The sequence below is a fragment of the Candidatus Avedoeria danica genome, assembly GCA_016703025.1.
Taxonomy (GTDB): Bacteria; Chloroflexota; Anaerolineae; order Epilineales; family Epilineaceae; genus Avedoeria; species Avedoeria danica.
On record JADJCV010000004.1, the window covers coordinates 637492 to 650676 of the forward strand.

At 71.6% G+C, this 13185-nt stretch carries 6 protein-coding genes; all 6 read left to right on the forward strand.

Going from position 1 to position 13185, the window contains the following annotated elements:
- The first annotated feature begins 74 nt into the window (after positions 1–74).
- The 6 genes from IPG72_05855 (at position 75) to IPG72_05880 (ending at position 12567) form a co-directional block, all read left to right on the forward strand.
- Positions 75–944 carry a transketolase gene (locus tag IPG72_05855; protein MBK6768546.1) on the forward strand — a complete coding sequence of 290 codons (870 nt, stop codon included), beginning with the start codon at positions 75–77 and terminating at the stop codon, positions 942–944.
- On the forward strand, positions 941–1933 hold the full coding sequence (locus IPG72_05860; GenBank protein ID MBK6768547.1) for a transketolase family protein: 993 nt from the start codon (positions 941–943) through the stop codon (positions 1931–1933). Before IPG72_05855 ends, IPG72_05860 begins: the two co-directional genes overlap by 4 nt.
- A 1-nt stretch (position 1934) precedes the next feature.
- Complete coding sequence (locus IPG72_05865; GenBank protein MBK6768548.1) at positions 1935–3167, forward strand: hypothetical protein; 1233 nt, start codon at positions 1935–1937, stop codon at positions 3165–3167.
- Positions 3168–3430: 263 nt separating this feature from the next.
- Positions 3431–7813 (forward strand): hypothetical protein, encoded by a 4383-nt coding sequence (locus tag IPG72_05870; GenBank protein MBK6768549.1) that lies wholly within the window; start codon positions 3431–3433, stop codon positions 7811–7813.
- A 115-nt stretch (positions 7814–7928) separates the two neighbouring features.
- The gene (locus IPG72_05875; GenBank protein MBK6768550.1) at positions 7929–9983 is read left to right on the forward strand and encodes a hypothetical protein; all 2055 of its coding nucleotides are present in this window, start codon (positions 7929–7931) and stop codon (positions 9981–9983) included.
- Between the two features lie 76 nt (positions 9984–10059).
- Positions 10060–12567, forward strand: coding sequence for a hypothetical protein (locus IPG72_05880; GenBank protein MBK6768551.1), 2508 nt, complete (start codon positions 10060–10062; stop codon positions 12565–12567).
- Positions 12568–13185 lie beyond the last annotated feature (618 nt).

Sequence of the window (13185 nt, forward strand, 5' to 3'; positions counted from 1 at the left end):
TCCGCCATCACCCGTGCCAACTGCGCCTTCCCGACCTCGTGAACCCCCACCCCTCGACGGAGCGACCGCCGCGCATGGCGACCCCCAACCACGACCACCATTCCATCGCCGACCTAGAGGCCGTCCGGCGCCGGCTGGCCGTGGCCAGCATCCGGATGACCACGGCCGCCGAGAGCGGCCATCCGTCGACGTGCCTCAGCTGTTCGCACCTCGTCACCGCGCTCTATTTCGCCGGCCTGATGCACTACGATCCGCTGCGCCCCGACATGCCCGACCGCGACCGCTTCGTCCTGTCCAAGGGCCACGCCGCGCCGATCCTCTACGCCGCGCTGGCCGAGGCCGGCATCCTGCCGTGGGACGAACTCATGGACCTGCGGACGATCGGCAGCCGGCTGGAGGGCCATCCGAACATGCGCCGCGTCCCGATGGTCGAGGCCTCGACGGGCTCGCTCGGCCAAGGCCTTTCGATCGGCGTCGGCATGGCGCTGGCCGGGCGGCTGGCCGCCTCCGACCGCCGCACGGTCGTCCTCCTCGGCGACGGCGAGCTCGACGAGGGGCAGGTTTGGGAGGCGGCGATGGCCGGCGCCAAGTACGCGCTGGACAGCCTCGTCGCCATCGTCGATCGGAACGGCTACCAGCAGATGGGCGATGCGGACGCCGTCATGCCGACCGGGCCGCTCGCCGCCAAGTGGGAGGCCTTCGGCTGGCGGACGCTCGAGATCGACGGCCACGACTGGCCGGAGGTCCTCGGTTCGCTCCGCGCGGCGCGCGAGCGCAAGGGGCGGCCGACCGTCATCGTGGCCAGAACCCGGAAGGGTTTTGGTGTGTCGCAGATCCTCGCCGACCCGGGCAACAAGTTCCACGGCGTGCCGCTCAAGCCCGCCGAAGCCGAGATCGCGATCGCCGAGATCGACGCCGCGCCCTACCCGACGGAGGCGATATGAACCACGATGCCGCCATCGGCCTTCCGCTCGGCGAACCGACCCGCAATGCCTTCGGAGAAGCGCTGCGCGACCTCGGCGCGGCCTACCCGAATCTCGTCGTCGTCGACGGCGACGTCGGCAACTCGACCCGGACCGAGGTGTTCGCCCAGGCCTTTCCGGAGCGCTTCTTCCAGGTCGGGATCGCCGAGAGCAACATGGTCTCCGTTGCCGCCGGGCTCGCCGCGTGCGGTCACATCGCCGTCACGGCCAGCTTCGCCGCCTTCCTGACGTGCAACGCCTACGACCAGATCCGTATGGGTGTCGGGTTCACGGGCGCCAATGTGAAGCTCGTCGGCAGCCACGCCGGGATCTCGATCGGCGACGACGGGCCGAGCCAGATGGGGATCGAGGACATGGCGCTCATGAGCTCCATCCCCGGCATGACCGTCCTCTGCCCGGCCGATGCCGCCGCCGCACGCGCGCTCACCGCCCGGATGGTCGCCCACGTCGGCCCGGTCTACATGCGCACCGGGCGCCCGAAGGTCCCGACGATCTATCCGGCGGACGTCGACCTCAGGATCGGCCGCGCCGAAGTCGTCCGCGCCGGCTCGGACGCCACCGTCATCGCCTGCGGCTTGATGGTCTCCGCCGCGCTGGAGGCCGCGCACGCCCTCGCCGCCGAGGGTATCGACGTCCGCGTGCTGGACATGCACACGATCAAGCCGCTGGACGAGGCGGCCGTCGAGGCCGCCGCGCGCGAGACGGGCGCCATCGTGACCGCCGAAGAGCACCTCATCGAAGGCGGTCTCGGCAGCGCCGTCGCCCGCGCCGTCGCCCGCCGCGCGCCGTGCCCGATGGGCTTCGTCGGCGTCGACAACACGTACGCCGAAAGCGGCAAGCCGGCCGACGTCCTCGCCAAGTACGGACTGACGTGGCAGGCGATCGCCGACGAGGTCCGGCGTGTTCGGCAGCGTGCAGGGGTCGCCGAGAGTGCGTCCGGTGGTGCCTGACGTGGCGAACCGGCCCCGGTGGGTCGCCGTTCCGCGCACGCCCACGCCCACGTCGACACGCACGGCCCTCGCCCTCGCCCTCGCCGTCGCGCTCGCAACGGTGGCGACGTGGTGTGCCGCGGCTCCGCCAGACGTGCATGCTTCCCCGCACCGCGGTTCGCTCGACGAAGGGCTCGTCGTCGCCGCACGCCTGCCCGCGGCGGCACCGGCGCTGGACATCGCGGTGAACGGTGACCGTGCGTTCGTCGCCGCGCACGGCGTCGGCGTGCACATTCTGGACATCGCGGACCCGCACGCGCCGGTCATCCTTGGTACGCTCTCCACCGCCGGCACCGCCCTCGCCGTCGCCGCGGACAACAACGTGTTGGCCGTCGCGACCGGCACGGCCGGGCTGCAGATCTTCGCGCGACCGGACGTCGAGGCGGTGCCCGTGCTCGTCGGCGTGATCCTGCCGGCGCCGGGCGGCAAGGCATACAGCGTCGCCGTCAGCGGCGACATCGTCTGGGTCGGCGAGTGGAACGAGGACTTCGAGAACGGGGACCCCGGGCACGGCATTCGAGCCGTGGCCCAGATGCCGGACAAGACGTGGCGCGTGATCGGCGGGCTGACGACGCCGGGCTGGGCGGCGGACATCGCCATCGACAACTTGACCGCCTACGTTGCAGACGGCCCCGGTGGCCTGCGAATCATCGACATCGCGGACCCGACGGCCCCGCACGAGGTGGGCTCATTTGCCACGTCCGTCAGGGCGTACGGCATCGCCGTCGACGGGGCCACGAAACGCGCGTACATTGCGGACAACTCCGGCGGTCTCGTGATCGTCGACGTGTCCGATCCGGCCGCGCCGAAGGCGCTCGGCTCGCTGGCCACCGCCGGCGCGGCGTACGACGTGGCCTTCGACGCGGAAGGGCAGCGCGTCTGGATCGCCCAGGCGGACGGCGGCGGTCCGGCCGACGGCGGACGCGTCACGCTCGTCGATGTCCGCCGGCCGGCGGCGCCCGTGACGGTCGACGAGATCGTGCTGGCGCAGCGGGCGTGGGGCGTTGCGCTCGGCGCGGGTGACCGGGCTTGGGTGGCGGCGACCGGGAGCGGGGTCATCGGGCTCGAGCGCCGGCTGATCGATCCGCCGCCGACGGAAACCTCGTCGCCCGGCCCGTCGGTGACACCGACGGCCTTCGCGACGCCGGACGGCTCACCGGCCGGCCGCGTCCACTTGCCCTGGGCGAGTCGTTGAGAGGCGTCAGCGCCAGACGGCGGCGGCTTGGCACGGCGCCGTCGCATCGTGTAGGCTAGTCCTCGGGCGCCGTGCCCCCGACCGATGTTGCGGCGTCCACCGCGACCGTATCCTGCCAGCGTTCGCGGCGTCTTAACTGTGAACCCGCCGGCGGCCGTCACCGCTGCGCCATCTGCCTGCGATCGGCCGTCGTTCACCAAAAGATTGCGCTGCGCGGCGTCGCCAACAGCGGCACCGCGCAGCGTTGCGTGAGAGGTAGCCCAGTGAAGCGTTCAGACCCCCGAACGACTCCAATCGCGCAGCGCCTCGGTCGCTTCGTGCTCGTCGGCGGCCTCACGGCCGCGCTGTTCGCCACGCTCGCGCCGGTCGTCGGCGTGCAGTTCGGCGACGCGCAGGACGGCCGGACGGTGACGGCGCAGGGCGCCAACGACCAGACGACGGGCGGTCCGCTGGCCACGGGCTCGTGGCAGACCGTCGCGAACGGCGACCGTGTGAATCGGCTGCTGCGCGAGGGCCGGATCGTGTGGTCCGCCACCGACGGCGGAGGCTTGGTGCGCTGGGACCTCGATGCCGGGACGTACAAGCAGTACCTTGCGCCGCAGTCCGGGCTGCCGTCGAACGTCGTCCACGATATCGAAGCGGTGGGCGACGGCTCGTACTGGCTCGGCACGGCCGGTGGCTTGGTGCACTTCTTCCCGTCCGTCGACCGGTTCGACGTCATCCGGCCGGTGGCGGGCGAGGTTGGCGGGATGCCGGGCCGGGTGGTCACGGCCGTGCTGCGCCGGCCGGACGGCAGGCTTTGGGTGGGCTTCGGACAGGAATGGGATCCCAAGCTCCGCCATGTCCGGCGCACCGAGGATGGGGCGTTCACGGCGGCGGGTCTGGCGATGTACGACCCGGCGACGAACGCATGGTCGTACCAGGTGCACGCCAGTGTGAGCGGCGAGCCGTCCTCGCTCAAGACCGTCCCGAGCGAAAACATCACCGACCTCGCATTGGACACCGTCGGCAACCTCTGGGTCGGCACGAAGCGCTACGAGGTCTGGCAACACTATTGCCCTGAAGGCGGCAGTTCCGACTGCGTGGATGCCTGGGTGCCCGCCGGCGGCGGCGTGGCGGTGACGGACCTGGACAGTGTGGCCACCAGCGGCGGCACCGTGGAGAGCGCCAAGTGGTCCGCGTATCGACAGGAATCGTCCAGCGGCGGCAGCGTCGCGTCGTCGCAGTGCTACTCGGACTCGATCAGCATGCTCCGCGCGGATGTCGAGGGGCGGATGTGGGTGGCGACGCTCGACCGAGGCCTGCTCCTCTTTCGCAAGGGGCTCGCGCAGCGCGAGTCCTGCACGAGCCTGCCGCGCTACACCACCGTCGTGCGCAGCGGCGTGCAGAAGGTGGAAGGGCTGCGCGGCAAGCACGTGTTCTCGGTCGACATCGACGAAAACGGGTGCCTTTGGATCGGGCATGGCAGCGGGCCGTCCGTGGGCCAGGGCATCGCCGTCCTGTGCCACAAGAACACGTTCGATGACTCGTCGATCTCCTACACGCCGTGGATCTCCGACGACGAGTGGCAGTTCTTCACGTTTTCCGGTCAGATCGAGGGCGAGACGAACGTGCTGGTCAGCGCGATCGTCGTCGAACCCGGCGCCACGAAAGCGATCATCGGTACGCGCGACGATCGGGCCGGCGACGGTTACGGCGTGGCGGAGTTCACGCCGGGGACGCTGACCTGGGTTCCGTATATGACCGCAGCGAACGGGCTCCCGTCCAATCAGATCGCCGACGTGAAGCAGGACCCGGTGTCGGGCGACGTCTGGTACGCCCTCAAGAATCGCGGCGTGGCGCGCCAGAAGCCGGACGGCAATTGGAACTGGTGGAAGGCGTTTGGACCGGGTCGCGAGGTGACGCAGGTCAAGACGGCAACCGCTGCCGGGACCCGCCTCGTGAACATTCCGGTGAAGCTGTCGGACAAGGCGGCCTTCGATGCGATCTTCAGCGGTTCGAACCGCTACATCGTCATCGGCGACGACCCGACACGCTACCGCGTGACGGCCTTCAAGGCCGGCGCCAACGGCCTCGGGCCCTGGATCACGATCCAGCCCAACCTGCAGCGCGACGTGCCGATCAACACCCCGATCTACCTGATCGATCGCGGCCCGGCGTCCAACGAGGCCTCGGAGATCGCGTTCGGTAAGGACGGCAAGGTCTACGTCGGCGGTCGTGAGAGCATCTGGATGTCGGACCGGGAGTGCAGCAACCCTCCGGAGTGCTGGCTGGACGGCGGCCTCGGGGTGTGGAACGGCAGCGAGTGGTTCGTGTACACGCAACCCATCGGCGCAATCGACAGCAGCGGGCTGCTCGATCAGATGGTCAAGACCGTGACGGTGGACCTGATCGGCCGGATCTGGATCGGCTTCGGCGATCAGGACAGCACGCAGGGCGACGGCATCTCGGTGCTCGACCCCGCCACGGGCAAGTTCACGCACTACTACATTCCGCCACAGGGCGGCAGCGGCGCCAAACTCGGCTCGAACGGCGTGGCCGACCTCGATGTCGACCCGGCCAACGGCAATGTCTGGGCGGCGCACTTCCCGACGAAGAAGAACAACGAGGCGCCCGACGGAACGATCTCCCAGGTCCTGTTCGGCGGCGGTGCCTCGCGCTGGAACGGAACGGACTGGACGGCTTGGAAGAAGGATCAGGGCGCGTTGATCAAGGGCTATGGCCTCGGCACGTTCAACGCGATCCTGGCCGACCGTGTGCACAACCTGGCCTGGCTGGGCGGTTGGGACGCCGTGCCGCGCCAGTTCCACTGGACCGAGGGCCGGGGCGTCAATGCCGCCCTCAACTGGTGCGGCCTCGACAACTGCACGAAGGAGTCGTGGCAGAGCCGCGTGTGGCTGAACGAGGGGGAGGTCAACGCCCTCGCCCTCGACAAGCACGGCGCGGTATGGGTATCGATGAATCGACGCGGCCTCGGACTCGTTCCGCCCTTCGGCGGGGTTCGCCTGTTCGACGGCGTCGACTGGTATGCCTACAACCCGTCCAACACGCCGATGTCGTCGCTGAACGTGACGAGCCTCGCGCCGTTTGGGGACGGGGTCTACCTCGGAACCATGAACGCGGGCGTGACGATCTTCTCGTTCACGATCCCGCCCACCGCGACGCCAGCGCCCACGTTCACGCCCTCGGCCACCCCATCCAGCACGCCGGTGAACACCGTCGAGCCGACGCCGACGTTGGAGGGCAGCCCGACCCGCACCGCCACGCGCGGCGCCACGCCGACGCCGACACGCACCCAGTCGGGCGGTACGACCGGGACGCCGGCGCCGTCGACCTGTGCCGGGGGCTGGTGCTCGATCTACCTGCCCTACAGCCGTCGCTTCTGCAGCGGCACCGGCTGCCCCAAGCGCACGACGCCCCGCCCGACGATCCCGCGCAGCACGGCCGACCCGTCGTCCACGCCGACCCTCCGCCCGCCGACGGCGAGCCCGACGGGGCCCGTCGTGCCGACGATCGGGCCGTCCCCGACGGACGTCCAACAGGCCACCCCCGGCACGCCGTCGGCCACATCGACGACCGCGGCGACGCAGGCGGGCGGTACGGCCAGCGCGACGTCGACGACGACGGCGACCGCGAGCCGCACGCCTTCGCCGACCGCGTCGGCGACCACGGCGCCCGGCGTCACGCCGTCGCCGACGGCCGGCTCGTTCCCGTCGGGCGAGTGGCAGAACGTGAACCGGTCCTTGCAGATCACACGCAATACGCTCACGGGCGTCAGCGGCGCGTCGAACGGACTTGCGGTGCTGGTTGGCGCGAACAGCACGGTGCTCATCTGGGACGGCGTGGAGTTCACCAGCGCGGCAGTGCAGCCCGGGCGGATGCTGAACGGGGTCGTCATGCTCGACGACCGCAACGGCTACATCGTCGGCGACTACCTCGGGCAGTCGAGCACGTTGATCCGGACGCGCGACGGGGCCCAGTCGTGGTCCAGCATGGCGACCGAGAACCTGGACAACTGGTCGGCGGTGGCGATGGTGCGCGGCACGCAAGGCATTCGCGGATGGATCGTCGGCAAGACGAACGGCAGCCGCCAGTTCTTCGACGGTTCGACCTGGGCCAAGCAGTCGGCGTCGGACCTGAACAACACGTCGCACAAGTACGCCGATGTGGCGATGCTGTCCGACACGAGCGCCGTGGCCGTCCAGAACGGCGGAACGGGCTCGCGGATCTACAACTGGAACGGCACGGCCTGGTCGCCAGGGACACAGTCGGGTGCGCTCAACAGCGTGGACGTCCTGCCGTCGGGCGACGGCGTGGCCGTCGGCCCGACCGGCACGGTTTGGCTGCGCGATCCGACCGGGGACTGGTCACGCATGGACAACAAGCCGAGCACGAGCGGACGCGATCTGCTGGGCGTGAAGATGCTCGCCAAGGACCGAATTTGGGCCGTCGGCGAGCGAGGCGGCATCTATCTCTGGAGCGGCGGTCCGAGCTGGCAGACGTTCGCGGTCACCGGCGTGACGAAGGACCTGAACAGCGTCTGGTTCAGCCCGGACGGCCGCGACGGCTGGGCGGTCGGCGTGGAAGGCACGATCGCACACTACGTCGTCCCATCGCCCACCCCGACACCGACGCCGCGCCCATAGCTGCCGGCAGGCGACGACGATTCCACCGTCGGCACCGATCGACATCGCCGCTGCGTCCAAACGCCATCCGCCGCGAGACACCGCCCACGTCGCGCCGCTCGTCCTCGCGTTCGGCGTGGTCGTCGCCGGCGTCGCGGCAGCCGCCTGGTCCGCGCTCGGCCTGGCCGCCGCCGGGCGGTTCGATGCGCGCATCGCGCTCGCCGCGGGCGGCGCCGTGGCGGCTGCGGTCGTCGTCGCGCTTGTCCGCGCGGTGCGACGCGGCCGTCTGCGGCTTCGCCGCGATGCGGACGACGTTGCGGTCGACGCGGCGTGCGCCGTCATCATCGCCCTCGGTGTGCTCCGCCTCGGTCCCGCCGTACCATGGCCGGCCGCGCTGGACGGCGGGTGGTATGCCGCGGCGGCGGTGCGCATCGCCCACGACCGAAGTCTGTACTTCGACGCGCCGGCCGCAGCCATCGCCGGCCTCGTGACGCCGCTGGCCGCGCTGCGGGCCGAGGGCATCCCAGCGCCCGACGACGGCACGCACGGCTTTCACGCCGTGGCCTTTGCCGTCCCGCGCATCGGCGTCCCGAAGGCCACGCCGTACCACCCGCCGTTGTTCGCTGCGTGGGCGGCGCTCGGCGTGACCCTGTTCGGCCCGTACGGTTCCGCCGACGCAGCCTTGTGGAGCGCGGCGCTCTGGCTCCTCGCCGTCGCCGCCCTCGCCCGGACGATCGGCCTTCACGCGGCCGCACCTGCGGCGGCGGCGCTGGCCGCGCTCTCGCCGCAGTTCCGTGTGTACGGTGCGACGCCCTATGCCGAGCTGTTCGCGGGCGGGCTGGCGATGGCGGCACTGGTGGCGCTCGGGGTGATTCGGGAGGCCAGCACCGCGTCGGGCCACGGCGCGGCATCCCCGGCCGGTGACGGCGGCAACCGGTCGGCGACCTGGACGCCGTTCGGCGGTGCGACGCTGCTCGCGGCGGCCGCCGGCGCCGCCGTCGGCACGGCCGTCGTCGCCAAGATCGATCTCGTGCCGTTCGCCCTCGCGACGGCCGTCCTTTGGCTCGTTGCGGCGCCCAACTTCCGCACGCGCGGCGCGTTCGTCGCCGGTGCGGCGCTGCCGTGCGCCGCGCTGATCGCCTTGTTCCGGGGTCCGACAGTGGTGTATGCGGCGTTGAACGGGACCGGCGTGTGGCGCTTGGCGGCGGCATTCGGCGCCCGGTGGGGGCTGATGATCCTGCTCGGCACGATCGGCTGCGCCGCCTTGGCGGCGGCCGGCAAACGGTCTCGGCGACGACGAAGGGCGGCGCTACCGGGGGCGATGCAGCGCGTGCCGGTCGGTGTGGTCCTCGGAGCAGCCGTCCTCGCGGCGGCCGTGTGGCAGGCCCGGCCGTCCGCGGGCGAACCGACGGGCATGGTCCGCCTGCTGACGTGGTCCGTCACGCCGCTCGGGCTGTTCGGCGCCGCGATCGCGTTGGGCGGACGAGGCGCCGGATCCCGGCGCGCACCGGCCGTCATCTGGCCGCTCGTGGCCGCCAGCGCTTTCGTGCTTGCGGCACCGATCGTGACGCGCGATCTATCGCCGATCTACGCCGCGCGCCGGCTCGCGCCGATTGCGGTGCCGACGGCGTGCGTGCTGGCGGCGCTGTGCGTCGAGCGGGTCGTCGCCGGCCGCGGCGCCCGGCAGCGGGCCGCGGTTGCCGCGTTGACGGCGCTCGGCCTCGCTGCCGCGGCGCTGCAGAGCGGTCGCCTGCGCCCGTCGCGTGAGTTCGCCGCCGCCAAGCTCCTGATCGACCGCATCGCCGCCCACACGGTGCCGGGCGACCTCGTCCTGTTCCCGAGCCCGTACGGCACGGATCTCAGCGCACGCCTGGCCGCGCCGCTGTGGGCCCTGCACGACGTCGACGTCGCCGTCTTGCCCAACGCGGTCGAGGACCCGGAGAGCGGTGCGCCGGGTGCGGCGGCGGCGGGCGCGCTGGCGCGATGGTCGGCCGCCCACCCCGGCGGGCGCGTGCTGTGGGTCGCCGCGCCGTCGACGAAGCCGCCGGCCCGGATGGCGCTCGATCAGATCGGCGAGGAGTCCCTCATCACCGAGGCGTGGCAGCCCGGCGTCATGCCGCCGGCCTTCGCGGCCGTCGAGCTCACGGTCGGCATCGGCGCATTGACCCCGGCGGACGACAACTCGCGGTAACGCGCCGCCACCCGCCGTCGTTATCGACACCGGCCGCCGGGGCCGCGGTCCCCCCACCGTATGCAGGAGCGAGCACATGTCGACCGAACCGCCCGCACGCGCCCGGCGCAGCCGCCCACTGTGGCAGTGCGCCGTACTCGCGGCCGTTCTGGGCGTCGTCGGCGCCCGATCGGCTGGCGCCTCCGGCAGCGGTGATGCGTGGCGCATCGTCGGCCGCTGGGAGACGATGGCCTCCGGCGACGACGTGCGAGCCATCGTCCGAGACGGCGACGGCCTCTGGGCGGCCAGCGTCGGCGGCGGCGTGATGCGCTGGCGAACGGACGGCAGCCAGTGGCGACAGTACCTGGCGCCGCAGGACGGCCTGCCGTGCAACGACGTGTACGACGTCGTGCGCTGGCGGGACGCGTGGTGGTTCGCCACATGCCGCGGGCTGGCGAGCTACGACGGGGCACGGGATCGCATGTTCGTGGCCGGCGAGGGCCTGCCGCTCCGCGCGCTCTCGGCCCTGGCCGTCGACGACGCGAACCGGCTCTGGGTTGCGGCGACACCTCATTGGGATCCCCTCTTGACCGTGCCGTCGAAGCTGACGCTCGGCGGCTGGACCGGCGGCGGCGTCGCGTTCAGCGCGGACGGCCAGAATTGGACGATGTTCGATGCCGCTGCCCTGCCGTCGACGGATGTGCGTGATCTGGCGGTTTGGCGAGGCGGTGTGTACACCGCCCACATCCCGCACCGCGTCTGGTCGCCACCATCGACGGATCCCGATGGCCAGCCCGTCGCCGGACGCTGGGTCATTTCCGGCGGCGGCGTCGCCCGATTTGCCGACGGCAAGTGGACGGCGTGGTCCAACGAGAACGCGCCCGAGCTGGCGGACGCCGTCAACGCGCTCGCCGCCGGCCCGACCGCACTCTGGGCCGCGACTTCGGGACGCGGACTCGTCGCCTGGAACGGCGCCACGTGGCTCGGCCGCCGCGACTGCGGCGACGAGAATCGCTGCATCCAGGACAATTACGTCACGGCGGTCGCGGTCGGCGCCGACGGCACGGTCTGGGCCGCCACCGCCCGCTTCAACGGCCGCGGCACCGGCGTCGCGCTGCTCGACGACCGCGCCACGCCGGCCGATGCCGACGACGACGGCTGGTTCGTCCTCCGCGGCGCCAGCGCCATGCCCGGTGATCTCATCCATGCGATTCTGCCGGATGCCGACGCTTCGGCTTGGTTCGGCTGCAGCACGCAGGATGACGAGGGCCGTGTCCGAGGCGCGGGTATCGCCCGGCTGCTCGACGACCGCCAGACCGTGACTCGTTTGGACAGCCGGGACCTTGCGCCCGGCGTGCTCGCGGCCAACGACGTGACCGCCGTTGCCCGGCATCCCCTGACCGGCGACCTGTGGGTCGGCACCGCCCGCTCCGGCCTGAGCGTTCGCGGCGTGGACGGTGTGTGGCGGTCGTTCACCCGCGCCTCGACCGCCGGCGGTCTGGCGGGGGACGCGATCGCCGACATCGCGATCGAGGCGAACGGCACGGTCTGGGTGGCCACGCGGCAGTCGACGTTCGATGCCGACCGTCGCGCTTGGACCGACGGCGGCTTGTCGCGCTTCGACGGTCGTGACTGGACGCGCCTGTCCGGTAGCGCCAGCGGATTGCCGGCGGACCACCTGAGCGCACTGGCGTTGGATGGCCGCGGCAAGTTGTGGGTCGGCACGGGTGCCACGGATCACGGTCCCAAGGAGTTCCATTACCGCGGCTGGGGCGTGGCCGTTGTCGACACCGCCACCCGCCGGTGGGAGCGGACCTTCACACACCCGCAGCTGGCCAGCAACAACGTGACCGACATCGCGGTGATCGGCGATCAGGTCTGGGTCTCGACGGCCTATTTCTTCTACGTGGATCCGCGACCAGGTGGCGCGCAGTTCAACACGGGCGGCGGCTTGAGCGTCTACGACCAGGCGGCCGGCACGTGGCGGAGCTACACGGACCGTGACGGCATGCCGCCTGCGGTTCGTGACCGGGGCAACCGGGCGTTGATCGATCTGCGGAGCGTCCTTGTCGACACCGCCGGCACGGTCTGGACGGGCGGTCTGGCGGTCCCGACGTCGACCGATGAGGCGGATGCCTCGCCGGACGGTTTCGTGGCCAGCGTGAACGCGGGTGCGTTGACGGCCGAGCGGCTCGATCGGAGCGGCGGGGTCGTCGCGCTGGCGGCGGACGGCCAAGGTGTGATCTGGGCGGCGACGCGAGACGACGGTCTGCGCGTGCGGCCGCCGGACGGACGATGGATTCGGCAGTCGGCGGCCCCGGGCGGTCTGCCGTCCAACCGTCTGACGACGCTGCGTTTCGATGGCGCCGGCGGCTGGCTGGGCACGGCCGATCAGGGTCTGGCGGTCCTTCGCCCGCCGCTGCCGCCGACAGCCCCGCCGCCGCCGCCCGGCACGGAGCCGCCCGGCGGGGCGCCGACGGCGACGCCCGAACCGGAGCTCGGGGAGTACGGTTACGTCCTGCGGCTGCGGACAACGTTGTACCTGCCGATCATGCACCGGGGTGCGTCGGGGGGGCTGATCGTGTTGGATCCGCTCGAACCCTAGAATTGGTCGTCGGCGCGATCGGGTGCGGCGTGGATGTGGATGGAGACGCGGGGGACGTGAGTACGCGGGCTGAGGAGGAGGTGGGCCGGGGGGCTGAGGAGGTGCTGGGCCGGCCCAGCACTTCCTCCAAGTCCAGACCGACCCCTCGGCCAGCCCGATCCCCGGCCAGACCAAGCCACCACCCCACAGTCTCGCCAACCCCCAACCCCAACCCCCAACCCAAGCCACCCTTCGCCAAGTTCACGCGCCCCTCAGATGCCACCCATGCGCTGCTAGTGCAGCCGCGCTACCCTCCCATGCGTGTTCGACCCGCGACGACACCGCACAGGAGACCACAATGCCGCCTCGACAACGCCCGAACAGCGGTCGACGGTCAGTCCCTCCCTGCCTACTGGGCATCATCATCGCCCTAAACGCCGCCCTCGCACCGTCCGCCACCGCTGTCGCCGGAGCCGCAGCCCCGGATGCCCATGACCCGGCCGCGTGGTGGACGTTCGCGCGCGGTGACGAGGTCCTGGCGACCGCCGTTCATCCGATGGACGGGCGTGTCTGGGTGGGCACGGAAGGCGGCGGCGTCGTGGTCTGGGACGCGGCGAACCGGACGTCCGAGCACTACCT